Source organism: Pseudarthrobacter sp. NIBRBAC000502772 (assembly GCF_006517235.1).
In the GTDB taxonomy this organism is placed as follows: Bacteria; Actinomycetota; Actinomycetes; order Actinomycetales; family Micrococcaceae; genus Arthrobacter.
Genome location: NZ_CP041188.1, coordinates 2,144,298 through 2,160,359, shown reverse-complemented (window position 1 = coordinate 2,160,359; position 16,062 = coordinate 2,144,298). Strand labels below are relative to the sequence as shown.

At 66.1% G+C, this 16,062-nt stretch carries 14 protein-coding genes; 4 read left to right on the top strand and 10 right to left on the bottom strand.

Annotated elements, in window-relative coordinates; all coding sequences use genetic code 11:
- Window positions 1–30 precede the first annotated feature (30 nt).
- Both NIBR502772_RS10035 and NIBR502772_RS10030 read right to left on the bottom strand, forming a co-directional pair.
- Window positions 31–1,614: an NCS1 family nucleobase:cation symporter-1 gene (locus NIBR502772_RS10035; RefSeq protein ID WP_141140073.1), complete on the bottom strand. Its 1,584-nt coding sequence runs from the start codon at window positions 1,612–1,614 to the stop codon at window positions 31–33.
- Window positions 1,615–1,738: 124 nt separating this feature from the next.
- Window positions 1,739–3,637: an AMP-binding protein gene (locus tag NIBR502772_RS10030; protein ID WP_141142023.1), complete on the bottom strand. Its 1,899-nt coding sequence runs from the start codon at window positions 3,635–3,637 to the stop codon at window positions 1,739–1,741.
- A gap of 149 nt (window positions 3,638–3,786) precedes the next feature.
- Between NIBR502772_RS10030 and NIBR502772_RS10025 the strand changes: the two genes are divergently transcribed.
- The 4 genes from NIBR502772_RS10025 (at window position 3,787) to NIBR502772_RS10010 (ending at window position 8,134) form a co-directional block, all read left to right on the top strand.
- Window positions 3,787–4,449, top strand: coding sequence for a GntR family transcriptional regulator (locus NIBR502772_RS10025; protein WP_371706833.1), 663 nt, complete (start codon window positions 3,787–3,789; stop codon window positions 4,447–4,449).
- Window positions 4,450–4,460: 11 nt separating this feature from the next.
- Window positions 4,461–5,981, top strand: coding sequence for an MmgE/PrpD family protein (locus NIBR502772_RS10020; protein WP_141140072.1), 1,521 nt, complete (start codon window positions 4,461–4,463; stop codon window positions 5,979–5,981).
- A gap of 33 nt (window positions 5,982–6,014) precedes the next feature.
- On the top strand, window positions 6,015–6,920 hold the full coding sequence (gene prpB, locus NIBR502772_RS10015; protein ID WP_058929419.1) for a methylisocitrate lyase: 906 nt from the start codon (window positions 6,015–6,017) through the stop codon (window positions 6,918–6,920).
- A gap of 74 nt (window positions 6,921–6,994) precedes the next feature.
- On the top strand, window positions 6,995–8,134 hold the full coding sequence (locus tag NIBR502772_RS10010; RefSeq protein ID WP_141140071.1) for a bifunctional 2-methylcitrate synthase/citrate synthase: 1,140 nt from the start codon (window positions 6,995–6,997) through the stop codon (window positions 8,132–8,134).
- A gap of 88 nt (window positions 8,135–8,222) precedes the next feature.
- Here the strand turns inward: NIBR502772_RS10010 and NIBR502772_RS10005 are convergent, their stop codons facing one another.
- The 8 genes from NIBR502772_RS10005 to NIBR502772_RS09970 all read right to left on the bottom strand — a co-directional run bounded on the left by NIBR502772_RS10005 (window position 8,223) and on the right by NIBR502772_RS09970 (window position 16,059).
- The gene (locus NIBR502772_RS10005) at window positions 8,223–8,696 is read right to left on the bottom strand and encodes an 8-oxo-dGTP diphosphatase (protein ID WP_141140070.1); all 474 of its coding nucleotides are present in this window, start codon (window positions 8,694–8,696) and stop codon (window positions 8,223–8,225) included.
- Between the two features lie 30 nt (window positions 8,697–8,726).
- Window positions 8,727–9,710 (bottom strand): site-specific tyrosine recombinase XerD, encoded by a 984-nt coding sequence (gene xerD, locus NIBR502772_RS10000; protein WP_210412422.1) that lies wholly within the window; start codon window positions 9,708–9,710, stop codon window positions 8,727–8,729.
- A complete protein-coding gene (locus NIBR502772_RS09995; protein ID WP_056342385.1) occupies window positions 9,710–10,372 on the bottom strand; it encodes an NUDIX hydrolase in 663 nt (220 codons plus the stop codon). The genes xerD and NIBR502772_RS09995 overlap by 1 nt, the downstream gene beginning before the upstream one ends.
- Before the next feature lie 25 nt (window positions 10,373–10,397).
- Window positions 10,398–12,143 carry a CTP synthase gene (locus NIBR502772_RS09990; protein ID WP_141140068.1) on the bottom strand — a complete coding sequence of 582 codons (1,746 nt, stop codon included), beginning with the start codon at window positions 12,141–12,143 and terminating at the stop codon, window positions 10,398–10,400.
- 88 nt (window positions 12,144–12,231) lie between these two features.
- On the bottom strand, window positions 12,232–13,971 hold the full coding sequence (gene recN / locus NIBR502772_RS09985; protein ID WP_141140067.1) for a DNA repair protein RecN: 1,740 nt from the start codon (window positions 13,969–13,971) through the stop codon (window positions 12,232–12,234).
- 3 nt (window positions 13,972–13,974) lie between these two features.
- Window positions 13,975–15,000, bottom strand: coding sequence for an NAD kinase (locus NIBR502772_RS09980; RefSeq protein WP_104063712.1), 1,026 nt, complete (start codon window positions 14,998–15,000; stop codon window positions 13,975–13,977).
- A 13-nt stretch (window positions 15,001–15,013) separates the two neighbouring features.
- On the bottom strand, window positions 15,014–15,826 hold the full coding sequence (locus tag NIBR502772_RS09975; protein ID WP_141140066.1) for a TlyA family RNA methyltransferase: 813 nt from the start codon (window positions 15,824–15,826) through the stop codon (window positions 15,014–15,016).
- A 2-nt stretch (window positions 15,827–15,828) separates the two neighbouring features.
- Window positions 15,829–16,059, bottom strand: coding sequence for a hypothetical protein (locus NIBR502772_RS09970; protein WP_141140065.1), 231 nt, complete (start codon window positions 16,057–16,059; stop codon window positions 15,829–15,831).
- Between the last annotated feature and the right edge of the window lie 3 nt (window positions 16,060–16,062).

The window sequence follows — 16,062 nt, the reverse complement described above, 5'->3', positions numbered from 1 at the left end:
CGTTGGGGGCTCTTGCCCTTGTGGGGCCGGTCAGTGCTTCGGTGCGACGGCGATGTGCTCGCCGTCGACGGCCTCGAACGGCGTGTGGCGGTCCATGATCAGCAGGTAGGTGACGGCGGCCAGGATCGCGCCGACGAACCAGGAGAAGCCGGAGATATACGTGAACGCCGGGACGAGGGCCAGTACCAGCGCGACGATGGCAGCCGGTGTGCCCGCGATGACGGCCTTCCGGTTGACGCCACGGGTGTAGGCATACGCCCCGTGGGGGGAATCCGAGTACAAATCCGGAATGTTGACCCTGCCCTTACGGACCAGCCAGTAGTCGGCCATGATGACGCCGAACAGTGGCCCCAGGAGGGCGCCCAGGCCGCCGAGGAAGTAGACGATGACCACGGGCGAGTTGTACAGGTTCCAGGGCAGGATCACCAGGCCGATCACCGCGGAGATCACGGCTGCGCGCCGGAAGTTCAGCGTCCGCGGGAAAAGGTGGGCCAGCGTGTATATGGGTGCCACGAAGTTGGCCATGAGGTTCACGGCCACCGTCAGGATGATCAGGGCCAGGCAGGCCAGCACCAGCAGGAGCGTGTTCGGGATGGCGTTGACGACGTCGGTGGGCGACTCGATGACCGTGCCGTCAATCTTGTACTGGGCGCCGGCGAGGACAACGACGATGGCGGCGAAGAAGAGCATGTTGATGGGGATGCCGAAGAAGTTGCCCCGCACCACCGACCGCCTGGACGGTGCACCCCGGGTGAAGTCGCAGAAGTTCAATACGAACGTCCCGTAAACGACCACCCACAGCGCGGCGGACTGGAGAATCCGCACCCACATCACCGGGCCTGTCAGCGAGTCGGCGGTTGACCAGGCGATGGTCCCGCCGGCTTCCACCAACATCCAGACGGCCAGCGTGAGCATGGTGGCCAGGATGATGGGGCCAGCGAAAGCCTCGTACTTGCGGATCATCTCCATGCCGAAGCTCACGATCACCGTCTGCACCGCCCACAGCGAAACGAACGAGATCCAGCCCAGGGTCGAGAGCCCGAGGAACGAGTCTGTATCGAGCGGTGCCAGCGACGGCGCGAGCGCCAGGATCAGCACACGGAGCACCACCGACGCCAGATAGGTTTGGATGCCGAACCAGGCGACGGCGACGGCGCCGCGGATGATGGCGGGGATATTGGAGCCCCGGATGCCGAACGCGATCCTGCTCATGACCGGGAACGGCACGCCGGTCCGTTCGCCCATGAACCCCGAAAGGTTCAGGAGAAGGAACAGCAGGACGGCGCCGAGCAGGAAGGCGAGCATGATCTGCCAGGCGCCCAATCCCAGGGCGAACAATCCGATGGCAAACACGTAATTGCCCAGCGAGTGCACGTCGTTCGCCCAGAGCGTGAAGATGCTGTAGGCGTGCCAGGTGCGCCCCTTGCGCGTGGTGGGCGCCAGGTCCTCGTTGTAGAGCCGGGGGCTCACGCCCGCGGGCACCTGGACCCGGGCGGCTGGCTCCCCCCTCACGATTTCCTCGACCGCGGGGTCACCGGTGCCCCACGGCTCAGGGTCAATCAGATGTGGATGCCCGTGCTCGTCGTGAGCGCCGGGACCGTGGTGGTGGGACATGATGCAGACCTCCGTGTGGCGGAGAGGGCGTTGCGGGTGCGGAGCGGTGTGGACGGGAACTGGTGCCGCGGACACGGTAACCGTGGGTCAGGTCACAGTCAAGGCTTCTTTGCGTCCGGGGGTATCAAACGGCGCCTTCCGGCCGGAGCACGCCCAGCAACTGCCCGATCACCTCGGGATCCTCAATCGTTGAGGGCACAACGTACTCGTCGCCGTCGGCAATCTGGCGCATGGTCTTGCGCAGGATCTTCCCTGACCTGGTCTTGGGGAGTGCTTCGACCACTGTTGCGTGCTTGAAGTCGGCCACCGGTCCGATGTCCTTCCTGACAAGGGCGATCAGCTCGCGGACCACCTCGTTCTCGTTGGCGGTTACGCCTGCCTTGAGCACCACGTAGCCGCTGGCGCGCTGCCCCTTGAGGGGATCCGCCACGCCGATCACGGCACATTCGGCCACGGCCGGGTGGCTGGCGATGACCTGCTCAATCGCACCGGTGGACAGCCGGTGGCCGGCCACGTTGATGATGTCGTCCGTCCGGCCCATCACAAAGACGTAGCCGTCGGCATCCCGGTAGCCGCTGTCGCCTGTGGCGTAGCTGCCTTCAAAGGCCGCAAGGTACGAGGACACATAACGGTCGTCGTTCTGCCAGAGGGTGGTCAGGGTACCGGGAGGCAAGGGAAGCTGCAGGACAATATTGCCCTCCTCCCCCGGCTGCACCGCCGCCCCGGAGCCGTCCACAATCTTCAGTTCGAAGCCGGGCATGGGCACGGTTGGTGACCCGGGCTTGAAGGGAAGGTCCTCCAGCCCGCGCGGGTTGGCGCAGATGGCCCATCCGGTTTCGGTCTGCCACCAATGGTCCACCACCGGAACACCCAGGACCTCACCTGCCCAGCGGTAGGTGTCCGTGTCCAGCCGCTCGCCGGCGGCAAACAACGTGCGCAGCGTGGAAGTGTCGTAGTTGGCCAGTTCCGCAGCATGGGGGTCGGCCTTGCGGATCGCGCGCAGGGCGGTGGGCGCGGTGAACAGGACGTTGACCTTGTGGTCCTGCACGACGCGCCAGAATGCTCCCGCATCAGGTGTCCCCACGGGCTTGCCCTCGTAGAGGACCGTGGTGGCACCGGCCAGCAGCGGGCCATAGACAATGTAGGAATGCCCCACCACCCAGCCGACGTCGGACGCTGTCCACATCACGTCGCCGGGACCGATGTCGTAGATGTTTGCCATGGTCCAGCTGAGCGCCACGGCATGCCCGCCGTTGTCCCGCAGCACACCCTTGGGCGCGCCGGTGGTGCCCGAGGTGTAGAGGATGTAGAGGGGGTCGGTTGCTGCGACGTCCACTGCTGCCGCCGGGGCGGCAGCCTCAATGCACCGGTCCCAGTCCAGCCAGTCCGGATACTCGGCGGCCGCGTGCACAAAGCCTTCCCGGCACTTGAATATGACGGGCGTCTGCCCGGCACCGGCAAGTTCGAGTGCTTCAGCAACCGCCGGAAGATACTCCACCCGGCGTGAGGGCTCAATCCCGCCGGATGCCGTCACAATCGCGGCCGGACCGGCATCCTTGATGCGGGCGGCGAGTTCCTTGGGCGCGAACCCGCCGAAAACCACCGAATGCACGGCCCCGAGCCGGGCGGTCGCCAGCATCGCGATGGCGGCCTCGGGAATCATGGGCATGTAGATGACCACCCTGTCCCCTTTGCCGACTCCCTGCGAGCGCAGCACACCCGCGAACCGCGCCACGAGGTCCGTCAGTTCGGCGTAGCTGTACGTGCGTTTGATCCCCAGCATCGCGGAGTCGTAGATGAGGGCATCCTGGTCCCCGCGGCCGGCCTCAACGTGGCGGTCCAGGGCGTTGTAGCTCGTGTTGAGCATGCCATCGGGAAACCATTGGAACAGCGGGGCGGCCGATCCATCAAGCGCGGTTTCCGGCGTCCTGGACCAGGTCACGCCGCCTGCCGCCTCAAGCCAGAATGCGTCCTTCTTTTCGATGCTGCGCGAATATGTTTCCCGGTAATTTCCGCTGACCATCATGGGCTCCCGTTCACGTCGCTGTGTTGCCACCATGCTATGCGGGCAACCCGCGCCAGACAAGGCCCATGTATACATACCTGCGGCTATTTCGCTGATCAACTGGCTTTTGCTGGGTTTTTCGGCAATTCGTGTATACACTGGTGCCCATGAGCAGATTGACGGGAGGGACCATGCGGGCCAGCGACAAAGCCTACGCAACGCTTCGCGATGACATTATCGAATGGCGCCTGGCACCTGGCACGGTCCTTGCCGAAGTGGAGCAGTCGGAACGCCTGGGCGTCTCACGCACTCCGGTCCGGGAGGCGCTGAGCCGGCTTAGCGCGGAAGGGCTGACGGCGGCGGGCGGCCGCGGCGTCGTCGTCACCGACATCTCACTGGAGGACATCGATGAGATGTTCGAGCTCCGCGAAACCCTTGAGGGCAAGGCTGCAGCCCTGGCTGCCGAACGCGGCGAGCGCGCTGTCTTTGAGAAGCTCCACACCGATCTCCTGCGGGCGCAGGAGCTGATCAGCGACACCGATCCTGCCCGGCATGAGTACTACGCCCTGGTGGGCCGGCTGGATGAGGCGATCGACGCCGCCATCTCAAACTCCTACCTCGCACAGGCGATGCGCAGCCTGCGGGTCCACCTGGTCCGGGTCCGCCGCCTCGCTGCCGATGACGCACCGCGACTGTACGCGGCCGCCGTCGAGCACGCGGCCATCGCCGAGGCCATCGCCGCAGGCAACGCCAGGCTCGCCGAAGCAGCCACCACCTTGCACCTGCACCGCAGCCTTTCCCACGTCAAAGCTACCCACCCACAGCACTAAGAAGGAGCACCATGGTTAAGCTCAACCACGTCCGCGTCTACAAGAGCGAAGAGAACCTCCCCCGCGAAGACCAGCTGGCGCACAAGATCGCCGTCGTCGCCGCCGACGCCGTCGAGGTCACGCCGGACGTCACCGAGATGGTCATCAACCGTGTCATCGACAATGCTTCCGTGGCCATCGCTTCGCTGAACCGTGGCCCGATCGTGGCTGCCCGGGCCCAGGCGTTGACCCACGCACCGACCACCAACGGCAAGGGCGCCGGCGTCTTCGGCATCACGGACCGGGTTTCCCCCGAGTGGGCAGCCTGGGCGAACGGCGTGGCCGTCCGCGAACTCGACTACCATGACACGTTCCTGGCGGCCGACTACTCGCACCCGGGCGACAACATTCCCCCGATTCTCGCCGTTGGCCAGCACGTCGGCGCGAGCGGCAGGGACCTGATCCGCGGCATTGCCACCGGCTATGAGATCCAGGTCAACCTGGTCAAGGCGATCTGCCTGCACAAGCACAAGATCGACCACGTGGCCCACCTCGGCCCGTCCGCCGCTGCCGGTATCGGCACACTCCTGGGCCTGGACGTCGAGACGATCTTCCAGTCCGTCGGCCAGGCGCTGCACACCACCACCGCCACCCGGCAGTCCCGTAAGGGTGAGATCTCCACCTGGAAGGCGCACGCACCGGCGTTCGCGGGCAAGATGGCGGTGGAAGCCGTGGACCGCTCCATGCGCGGCCAGACCTCCCCCGTGCCGATCTACGAAGGCGAAGACGGCGTGATCGCCTGGATGCTGGACGGCCCGGACGCCTCCTACGAGGTCCCCCTCCCCGAGGCCGGCGAAGCCAAGCGCGCCATCATGGACACGTACACCAAGGAACACTCCGCGGAATACCAGGCCCAGGCCTGGATCGACCTTGCCCGCAAGCTCCACACCGAGCACCCCGAGGCAACGGACCCGGCCAACGTGGCGTCAGTCCTGATCAAGACCAGCCACCACACGCACTACGTGATCGGTTCCGGCGCCAACGACCCGCAGAAATACAGCCCCACGGCCAGCCGGGAAACCCTGGACCACTCCATCCCGTACATCTTCACCGTGGCACTCCAGGACGGCTCCTGGCACCACGTTGACTCCTACAGTCCTGAGCGTGCCGGCCGCGCCGACACCGTGGAGCTGTGGAACAAGGTCAGCACCGTCGAAGACGCCGAATGGACCCGCCGCTACCACTCGCTGGACATCGCCGAGAAGGCCTTCGGCGGTTCCGTGGAAATCACCCTGAAGGACGGCACGGTCATCACCGACCAGATCGCTGTCGCCGACGCCCACCCGCTCGGTGCCCGGCCGTTCGCCCGCCAACAGTACATCAACAAGTTCCGCAGCCTGGCAGCCGGGCTGGTCGCCGAGGCGGAAATCGAGCGTTTCCTCGCGGCCGCCGAAAGCCTCCCGGACCTGGGCCCGGGCGAACTGGACCAGCTGAACATCACCGCCGCTCCGGGTGTCATCGACCTCAGCAACGCACCGGCCGGCCTCTTCTAAGCTCTGCTTACCCACCCCGCACAGGAGAACCAGATGCTGTATTCCAAGACAACCCCGGAGCAGAAGCGGATCGCGCTGCGCGACATGCTCGCGTCCGGCACCATCCAACAGTTCCCGGGCGCCTTCAACCCGCTCTCGGCGCGGCTGATCGAGGAAAAGGGCTTCGCCGGTGTTTACGTCTCCGGAGCCGTGCTGGCCAATGACCTTGGCCTGCCGGACATCGGGCTGACCACCCTCACCGAGGTGGCCACGCGTGCCGGGCAGATCGCCCGCATGACCGACCTGCCCACGCTGGTGGACGCGGACACCGGCTTCGGCGAGCCCATGAACGTGGCCCGCAGCATCCAGGAACTGGAGAACGCCGGCCTGGCCGGCTGCCACATCGAAGACCAGTTCAACCCCAAGCGCTGCGGGCACCTGGACGGCAAGAACGTGGTGGACCAGGACACGGCCACCAAGCGCATCCGCGCCGCGGCCGACGCCCGCCGCGATCCGAACTTCCTCATCATGGCCCGGACCGATATCCGCGCCGTGGAGGGAATCGAAGCCGCCAAGGACCGGGCACGGGCCCTCGTGGAAGCCGGTGCGGACGCCATCTTCCCGGAAGCAATGAAGGACCTGTCCGAGTTCCAGGCCATCCGCGACGCCGTGGACGTGCCGATCCTTGCCAACATGACCGAGTTCGGCAAGAGCGATCTGTTCACCGTGGACCAGCTGCAGGGTGTGGGCGTCAACATGGTCATTTACCCGGTCACGCTGCTGCGCATTGCCATGGGCGCAGCAGAGCGTACTCTGGAATCGATCAAGGCAACAGGGTCGCAGGAAGCACAGGTCGAGAATATGCTCACCCGTGCGCGACTTTATGACCTTGTGGACTATGAGGCCTACAACCACTTCGATACCGGCGTTTTCAACTTCCAAATTCCCGGCGTCCGCTAGGACCCGAGAGCCACCAAGGAGACTGCAAGCATTCCGGCACATCCGGGCTTGCCCAATGAACGAAGGAGGACAGCATGGAAGCTGTTGATATCAAGAAGGGCCTGGCCGGCGTCGTGGTGGACTACACCGCGGTTTCGAAGGTCAACCCGGACACCAATTCGCTGCTGTACCGCGGCTATCCCGTCCAGGAGCTCGCCGCCAAATGCAGCTTCGAGGAAGTGGCCTTCCTCTTGTGGAACGGCGAACTGCCCACCCCTGAAGAGCTGTCCGCGTTCTCTGCCCGCGAGCGCGCCGGCCGCGCCCTTGATCCTGTGGTGAAGAAGATCGTCGACACAATTCCCACTACCGCCCACCCGATGGATGTCTGCCGGACCGCAGCATCCGTCATGGGCGCCCGCCACCCCTTGGCCGAGGACTCCTCGCCCGAGGCCAACATGGCCAAGGCCGTGGACCTCTTCGCCGCCATGCCCGCGGTGGTCGCCTACGACCAGCGACGCCGGCGCGGCCAGGAAGTCGTGGAGCCCCGGGACGACCTGGGCTACTCGGAAAACTTCCTGTGGATGGCGTTCGGCGAAGACCAGGTCCCGGAGGTCGTGGAGGCCTTCAACGTCTCGATGATCCTGTACGCCGAGCACTCCTTCAACGCCTCCACCTTCACCGCCCGCGTGATCACCTCCAGCCTGTCCGACCTGCACTCGGCAGTAACGGGCGCAATCGGCGCACTCAAGGGCCCGCTGCATGGCGGCGCCAACGAAGCCGTGATGCACACCTTCGACGAGATCGGCATCCGGCCCGAGGAATCACTGGACGAAGCGGCCGCCCGGGCAAAGGCCTGGATGGAGGATGCACTGGCCCACAAGAAAAAGGTCATGGGCTTCGGCCACCGCGTCTACAAGCACGGGGACTCCCGCGTCCCCACCATGAAGGCCGCGCTGGACAAGATGATCGCCCACTACGGCCGCCCTGAACTGCTGGGGCTGTACAACGGCCTCGAGCAGGCCATGGACGAGGCCAAGGCCATCAAACCGAACCTCGACTACCCGGCCGGCCCCACCTACCACCTGATGGGCTTCGACACTGCCACGTTCACTCCCCTGTTCGTGGCCAGCCGCATCACCGGGTGGACCGCCCACATCATGGAACAGGCAGCCAGCAACTCCCTGATCCGCCCGCTGAGCGAGTACAACGGACCGGACGAACGGCACGTTCCGTAATACCTCTGAACGCACGACGGCGGGCCGGTCACCTTTGAAGGTGGCCGGCCCGCCGTCGGCCGTTACGCCAACGCAGAGGTGGCCGTGATCAGTCCAGCACTTCGCGGACGGTCTCGTTGTCATCGTTCAGGACCACTGTCAGGCGCAAGAAGGACCCGGCAAGCGCGAGCGGCAGCCAGTGCTCTGCGTCCTGCCACATCCGTTCCACGGGTAGGGCACCGACGTCGAACCATTCCGGCCGGATCTCGGCACTTTCGGCCGGCTGACCGGTCCAGTTCGCTGCGACAAAGAGCCGTGAACTCATGTTCCACTCCGGGCGGGCAGGAAAATCGAAGGTCACCACACCGGCGTCGCGCAGATCCTCCTGCCGGACCACAATCCCGGCTTCCTCGTGGACTTCGCGGCAGGCAGCCTCTGCATCCGTCTCCCCCGGCTCAACATGGCCGCCAAGTCCCACCACCTTGCCGCGGCCGAAGCCGGTCTTCTTCAGGCCAAGCAGGACCTGCGGCACACCGGCGGACTCACGGATGAGAAAGCACAGGGTGACAGGGGTAAACGTCATGCCCCCAACCCTATAGCCTGGCCGCCGGCGTCAGCCCAGCGCCCGGGGGTGGGCTGCTGCATAAATTTCCCTCAGTGTGTCAGCCGTAACCAGGGTGTAGACCTGCGTTGTGGTAACTGAGGCGTGCCCCAGGAGTTCCTGCACCACGCGGACATCGGCGCCGCCTTCGAGCAGATGCGTCGCGAAGGAGTGCCGCAGTGTGTGCGGGGAAACATCCTTGGTGACGTTGGCTTTGTCCGCGGCCGCCTTCAGGATGGTCCAGGCGCTTTGCCGGCTGATCCTGCCGCCGCGGGCGTTCAGGAACAGGGCGGGTGTTCCCTTGCCCTTCGCCGCCAGGAGTGGACGGCCGCGCACCAGGTACGCGTCCACAGCCCGCGCCCCATAGGATCCCAGCGGCACCAGCCGTTCCCTGGATCCTTTGCCGAACAGGCGGACCACGGCGGGCCCGGCTTCGGCCTCGTGCAGGGCGATGTCGTCAACGTCCAGGCCCACGGCCTCGCTGATCCTCGCCCCGGTGGAATAGAGAAATTCGAGCAAGGCGCGGTCCCTGAGCCCGGTGGCAGTGTCCGTGCCCGCGGCTTCAAGGATCCGGGTGACTTCGTCCACGCTGATGGCCTTGGGCAGCCGTTTGCCCGGCATGGGCGGGTGGACGTCGCTGGCGGGGTCCGTCGTTGTGATCCCCTCCAGCGCCCAGAACTTGTGGAGCCCCCGGACGGCCACCACAGTCCGGGCAGCAGACCGGACGCCCAGGGCCGTGCCGCCGTCGGATCCGTCGTTGAGTGCCATCAGGAACCCCGTCACGTGGTGGCGGGTGATCTGGCCCGGGCCCTGGCAGCCCTCCGACGTCACGTAACGGGAGTAGCGTGCCAGGTCACGGCGGTAGGCGGAGAGTGTGTTGGCTGCCAGGCCGCGTTCCACGCCCATATGCTGCAGATACTCGGTGATGGCGAGGTCGATGGCGGTCTGTGGCCGGACGGGGGGCGTCGGGGCTTCTGCCTCAGTACTCGCCGTCATCAACGCTGGCTGGGGTGCGCAGGCCAGGGTGCATCCGCTGGACGCAATCCGGCGAAGCCGTCAGCTTTCGCCGCGGCGGCGGCCAGGATTCCGACGACGGCGGACGGGTTGTGCAGCCTGCCTTCCAGGACCGCGGCCACGGCGTCGTCCAGAGCGATCCAGTGGAACTCAATCTCGGCCTCCTCATCGGTCCGCTCATGGCGTTCGTGGTGAGGCACGTCCGTGAGGTCCCGGGCGAGGTAGATGCGGATGGCCTCGCTGGAGGAGCCCGGCGAGTTGAAGAAGTCCACCAGGACGTTCCACTCGCCGGCCGCGAGGTCCGCCTCCTCGGCGAGTTCGCGGGCAGCACCCGCCACAAAATCCTCGCCTTCCACATCCAACAGGCCGGCCGGGATTTCCCAAAGGTCCATGCCCACGGGGTGCCGGTACTGCCTGATCAGCAGAACCTCGCCGGCATCGTTCATGGGCAGGACGGCCACGGCGCCAGGGTGGTCGATGTAGTCCCGGGTCAGGGACTCCCCAGTTTCGCTCAGCTGGAAGCTGTCGCTGACTACATCCCAGATCCGGCCTTCATAGACCTTCTCCGTAGACAGAAGACGGCGCGGGCTCGGTGCATCCGAAACCTGCCGTGCAGCTTGTGGGGTTTCAGGTGTGCCGGGCATCGCGCCGTCCTCTACTTATTCGATTTTATTTTGCGGCAACCGTACGCAACGGCTTGGCTGCCGGCGCGTCCTGTGCGTTCTGGTGGTCCAGGGCGGCCTTGATGAGCCCGGCGAAGAGCGGATGCGGCCGCGTGGGCCGTGAGCTCAGTTCGGGGTGCGCCTGGGTTGCCACGTAGAACGGGTGGACCTCGCGGGGCAGCTCAACGAATTCCACGAGCTTGCCGTCCGGTGACGTTCCGGAGAACACAAGGCCCTCGGCAGCGATCTGGTCGCGGTACTTGTTGTTGACCTCGTAGCGGTGCCGGTGGCGTTCGCTGACAGTGGTCTTGCCATAGGTCTCTGCAATGACCGAGCCATCGTCGAGCTTTGCCTCGTACAAGCCCAGGCGCATGGTGCCGCCAAGGTCACCCTTGCCGTCCACGATGTCCAACTGCTCTTCCATGGTGGCAATCACCGGGTATTTGGAGTCCGGTTCGAACTCGGACGAGGAAGCTCCTTCGAGGCCCACCACGTTGCGCGCATATTCGATCACCATGCACTGCAGGCCCAGGCACAGGCCCAGGACCGGCAGCTTGGTTTCGCGGGCGTACTTCAGGGCGCCCAGCTTGCCTTCGAGGCCGCGGATGCCGAAGCCGCCGGGAACGCAGATGGCGTCCACTCCGTCCAGGGACGCCACGGCACCTTCATGCGTTTCGCACTCATCCGACGGTACCCAGCGGATCTTGACCTTGGTGTCGTTGGCGAAGCCGCCGGCACGCAGGGCCTCGGTCACGGACAGGTATGCGTCAGGCAGGTCGATGTACTTGCCCACCAGTGCGATTTCCACGTGGTGCTTGGGGTTGTGGACCGCTTCGAGCAGCTTGTCCCAGCTCGTCCAGTCAACGTCCTTGAACGGCAGGTCCAGGGCGCGGACGATGTAGGAATCCAGTCCCTGGGTGTGCAGGGTCTTGGGGATGTCGTAGATGCTGGGGGCATCCGGGCATCCGATGACGGCTTCGATATCGACGTCGCACATGCGGCCGATCTTGGCGCGCATGGGTTCGGGGACTTCGCGGTCCGAGCGGACCACGATTGCCTCGGGCTGGATGCCGATGGAGCGCAAGGCTGCCACGGAGTGCTGCGTTGGTTTGGTCTTCAGCTCCTGCGAGGGTCCGATGTAGGGCACCAGGGAGACGTGGACGAAGAAGACGTTGCCGCGGCCGATGTCCTGGCGGACCTGGCGGGCGGACTCGAGGAAGGGCTGCGACTCGATGTCGCCCACGGTGCCGCCGATTTCGGTGATGATGACGTCCGGCGCGTTTTTGCCTTCGGCCGGAAGCCGCATGCGCCGCTTGATCTCATCGGTGATGTGCGGAATGACCTGGACGGTGTCACCGAGGTATTCGCCGCGGCGTTCCTTGGCGATCACGGTGGAGTAGACCTGGCCGGTGGTCACGTTGGCTGATCCCTCGAGGTTTTCGTCGAGGAACCGCTCGTAGTGTCCGATGTCCAGGTCCGTCTCGGCGCCGTCGTCGGTGACGAAGACCTCGCCGTGCTGGAAGGGGTTCATCGTGCCCGGATCCACGTTCAGATAGGGGTCGAGCTTCTGCATAGTTACAGACAGGCCGCGTGCCCGCAGGAGGTGACCGAGGCTCGAAGCCGTCAGCCCCTTACCGAGCGAGGACGCCACACCACCGGTTACGAAGATGTGTTTGGTCGTCTTGGACGAGCCCGGGAACCGGGAATTTACACGGGAATTTGATCGCTGCACCACGGAATTCGAGCCTATCATCAATTGAGCCTTTCCCCGATCAGGAACTGTCTCCCCAAATGATCCAGTGTGCAGGGCGAAGCGCCCTGCGATCAAGGGGTATCCGCCGTCAGGCCCGCAACGGCAGCAGTTTCGCGTCGTCCAGCAGCTCCTGGGCGTGCGCCTGGGCCGATTCCGAATCCTCCTGGCCCGCCAGCATCCGGGCGAGTTCCCGCACACGCTCCGGGCCGTCGAGGAGGCGAACATCACTGGACGTGAACCCGCTGGCGGTGCCGCCGTCGGCCCCTCTGACGGATGTCTTGGTGACGGTGATGTGCTGGTCCGCGAAGGCTGCCACCTGCGGCAGGTGCGTGACCACCAGGACCTGCACGTGCTGTGCCAGCATGGCCAGCCGGCGGCCAATTTCGACGGCGGCCCGCCCGCCGACCCCGGCGTCCACCTCATCGAACACAAACGTGGGCACCGGATCCACCGCGGCCAGCACCACCTCGATGGCCAGCATGACGCGGGAGAGTTCGCCGCCGGAGGCGCCCTTGCCCAGCGGACGGGCCGGGGCTCCGGAGTGCGGCTGCAGCAGGAATGTGATCTCGTCCGCTCCATGCGGTGTCAGCTGAGCGGCCGCCTCACGGGTGATGACGAGCGTGGCGTCGGCCATGGCGAGTGCCTTCAGCTCCGCGCTCACGCGGCCGGACAGGTCCTTGGCAGCCTTGGCGCGGATCTTGCTGACGGCGGCTGCCTGCGTCTGCAGTTCCGCTTCGGTCCGGACCACGTCCGCGTCCAGGGCTTCGATCCTGGTGGAGTCATCCTGCAGCTCGTCGAAGCGGACCCGGGCGTTTTCCGCCCACACCAGGACCTCGTCGATGCTGGGGGCGTACTTGCGGACCAGCGTGGCCAGGGCGGCCCTCCGGTCCTCGATCTCGGCGAGCCGTTCCGGGCCCTCCGAGTCCAGCCCGGCCTGGTAGCTGGCCAGCTCCGTGGCGATGTCGTTGAGAAGGAACCCCACTTCCGCCAACCGTGCAGCGGCGGAGCCGAGTTCGGCGTCGTGCTCGGCCACGTGCTCCAGGGTTCTTTTCGCGACGTCCACGAGCGTGGTGGCGTCGCCCGCGTCGCCGTAGTCCTCCGCGATGAGCGCCTGGTGCGCCGTGTTGGCTGCAATCCTGAGCTCTTCGACGTTGGCCAGTTTCACAGCCTCCGCCTTGAGGGATTCGTCCTCCCCCGGCTGCGGATCCACGGTGCTGATTTCGGCCAGGGCGGCTTCCAGCGACTCGGCCTCGCGGAGCCTGTCGCGGGCGGCGCTGCGCAGGGTTTCCAGCTCCGCCTGGCTGGCCTTCCAATGGCTGTAGAGCGCCTGGTAGGAGGTCAACGGGCCCGCCAGCGCATCGCCGGCAAATTTGTCCAGGGCGCCGCGCTGGGCGGCCGCCCCCTTCAGCCTGATCTGGTCCGACTGGCCGTGGACCACCACGAGGGTTTCACCGATTTCCGCGAGAACGCCCACCGGGGCGGCCCGCCCGCCGAGGAAGGCCCGGCTGCGCCCGTCCGCACCGAGGCGACGCGCAAGAATAAGCTCAGCGCCGCCGTCGAACTCCTCCACGTCGGCACCTGCTTCAGCTGCCCGGGCAATCGCCGGATGCCCGGCGTCGAGCTTGAGGACGGCCTCCGCCGTGGCGCTCTTCGCGCCGCTCCGGACCGCACCGGCGTCGGACCTCGCCCCCAGCAGGAGGCCGACGGCGGTGACCACCATCGTTTTGCCGGCTCCGGTTTCGCCGGTAACGACGCTCAGCCCAGGGCCCAGCGGCAGCGTGGCGTCGGTGATGACGCCCAGATCGCGGATTCTCAGTTCTTCAAGCATGGTTCACTTTGCGGTCGCGGGATCGGTATCGTCCTCCGGCTGGTCGCCGGAGGCAAGCTGGAGCGGCGGCCTGGGCCGCGGCGTCCGGACGATCGGGATGGGTCCGGTGTGGATGGTCTCCGACTGCGGCACGGGGCCGCGCCAGCCGTGAATGGGAAGTTCAAATTTGCGGACCAGACGCGCTGAAAAGGGCGTCTGGTGCGTCCTGGCCAGCCGGACCGGGGTGGCCGACTTGGTCACTTCAACCCGGGCGCCGGGCGGCAGGTCCACGGAGCGCCGGCCATCGCACCAGAGCACCCCCTGGGCACCGGTTCGGGTGAGGACTTCAACGGCCAGCCGGGACCGGGGCGATACCACGAGCGGTTTGGCAAAGAGCGCGTGGGCGCTGATGGGAACTATCACCAGGGCCTCGACCTCCGGCCACACGACGGGCCCGCCGGCGGAAAACGCGTACGCGGTGGAGCCTGTGGGGGTGGCCACCACCACACCGTCGCAGCCGAAGGACGTCAGCGGGCGCTCGTCCACTTCGGTCACCACCTCGATCATGCGTTCGCGGTTGCCTTTTTCGATAGCGGCCTCGTTCAGGGCCCAGGTGTGCCAGATCTTCTGGCCGCGGACCCAGACCTGGACGTCGATGGTCATGCGCTCTTCAACCGTGTAGTCCCGGCGGGCAATCCATTCCACCGTCTGGGTCAGGTCCGCCCGCTCGCTCTCTGCCAGGAAGCCGACGTGGCCAAGGTTGACGCCCAGCAAGGGTACGTCCACCTCCCGCACCAGCTCCGCGGCGCGCAGGATGGTGCCGTCACCGCCCAGGACCATCACCAGCTCGACGTCCGGCAGCTGTACGTGGTCGTGCAGGATCTCCACCGGCTGCGTGAGCTGCCCGAAGAATCTTTCCATGTCCCGCAGTTCGGACTCCTGCATGACCGGAACAATGCCGGAGTCATGCAGTTGGGCGCAGGCTTCCCAGGCGGCCTTCAGTGACTCCTCGCGGCCAGTGTGGGCAAGGACAAGTACTCGCCTGCTCATCGGGTTCCGCTTTCTAGTGGTTCGGCCAGATTCGGCCAAGCAATCCGTCAATGGCTGCGAGGCGCTCTTCGATCTTAGGCAGGTCTTGGGTCATCCTGCGCTTTATCCACAGGAAGTATTCGACGTTTCCGTCCTGGCCCGGCAGCGGACTGGCCGCCAAGCCGCATAAGTCCAGTCCGGCGTCGAGCGCTGCATTAGCAACTTTTTCCACTGCCATCCGGCGTTCGCGCTCGGAGGTGACCACGCCAGTGCGGCCCAGCCGGTCCTTGCCGATCTCGAACTGGGGCTTCACCATCAGCACCAGGTCGCCGCCCGGCTGCGTGCACAGCGCCAGGGGCAGGACCACCAGGGTCAGCGAGATGAAGGAGAGGTCGGCCACCGTGAGTTCGGCCCGGCCGCCGATGTCCTCCGGCGCCATGTACCGCACGTTCATGCCTTCATGCACGGCTACGCGGTCATCGGCGCGTAGCTGCGGGACCAGCTGGTCATGGCCGACGTCGACCGCCACCACGTGTGCCGCACCGCGCCGCAGGAGCACCTCGGTGAAGCCGCCGGTGGAGGCGCCGGCGTCCAGGCACCTTTTGCCTGCAACCGTGACCTCAGGGAAGACGTCCAGCGCGCCCGCCAGCTTGTGCCCGGCCCGGCTGACGTAGCTGTCCTCTTCCGTGTGCTCGACCGACAAGTCCCTGCCGTCGTCGACCTGGAGGGACGCCTTGGACAGGACCTGCCCGGCCGAGCTCACCTTGCCCTCGGCGATCAACGAAGCAGCGTGGGTCCGGGACCTGGCCAGGCCCCGGGCGACGAGCGCCTGGTCAAGTCGTGCCATGCTCAAGCTTCTCCTTCGCCGTCTGGGGCCTCTTCGTTCAACGCGTGCAGCAGGGCATCGTGGAGGTCGCTGTAAACAGCCTCATGCTCAGACACGGGCAACCGTTCGACGCCGTCCAGCGCGGCCGTTATCGCCGCAATGGATGGATCGGTGGTTGCCGGCGCCGCTGTGTCCGGCCATTCCGGCATTGGCTGGGCTGCTTCCGGATAGTGCGGTTCGTTCAGCTCAGTCATTGG

Excerpts from the sequence above, each read along its gene's own strand:
- recN (WP_141140067.1), bottom strand. The coding sequence starts at position 13,971 with ATGCTTGAAGAACTGAGAATCCGCGATCTGGGCGTCATCACCGACGCC.
- NIBR502772_RS10010 (WP_141140071.1), top strand. The coding sequence starts at position 6,995 with ATGGAAGCTGTTGATATCAAGAAGGGCCTGGCCGGCGTCGTGGTGGAC.
- NIBR502772_RS10035 (WP_141140073.1), bottom strand. The coding sequence starts at position 1,614 with ATGTCCCACCACCACGGTCCCGGCGCTCACGACGAGCACGGGCATCCA.
- xerD (WP_210412422.1), bottom strand. The coding sequence starts at position 9,710 with ATGACGGCGAGTACTGAGGCAGAAGCCCCGACGCCCCCCGTCCGGCCA.
- prpB (WP_058929419.1), top strand. The coding sequence starts at position 6,015 with ATGCTGTATTCCAAGACAACCCCGGAGCAGAAGCGGATCGCGCTGCGC.
- NIBR502772_RS10025 (WP_371706833.1), top strand. The coding sequence starts at position 3,787 with ATGAGCAGATTGACGGGAGGGACCATGCGGGCCAGCGACAAAGCCTAC.
- NIBR502772_RS09990 (WP_141140068.1), bottom strand. The coding sequence starts at position 12,143 with ATGATAGGCTCGAATTCCGTGGTGCAGCGATCAAATTCCCGTGTAAAT.
- NIBR502772_RS09995 (WP_056342385.1), bottom strand. The coding sequence starts at position 10,372 with ATGCCCGGCACACCTGAAACCCCACAAGCTGCACGGCAGGTTTCGGAT.
- NIBR502772_RS10005 (WP_141140070.1), bottom strand. The coding sequence starts at position 8,696 with ATGACGTTTACCCCTGTCACCCTGTGCTTTCTCATCCGTGAGTCCGCC.
- NIBR502772_RS09975 (WP_141140066.1), bottom strand. The coding sequence starts at position 15,826 with ATGGCACGACTTGACCAGGCGCTCGTCGCCCGGGGCCTGGCCAGGTCC.
- NIBR502772_RS09980 (WP_104063712.1), bottom strand. The coding sequence starts at position 15,000 with ATGAGCAGGCGAGTACTTGTCCTTGCCCACACTGGCCGCGAGGAGTCA.
- NIBR502772_RS09970 (WP_141140065.1), bottom strand. The coding sequence starts at position 16,059 with ATGACTGAGCTGAACGAACCGCACTATCCGGAAGCAGCCCAGCCAATG.
- NIBR502772_RS10030 (WP_141142023.1), bottom strand. The coding sequence starts at position 3,637 with ATGGTCAGCGGAAATTACCGGGAAACATATTCGCGCAGCATCGAAAAG.
- NIBR502772_RS10020 (WP_141140072.1), top strand. The coding sequence starts at position 4,461 with ATGGTTAAGCTCAACCACGTCCGCGTCTACAAGAGCGAAGAGAACCTC.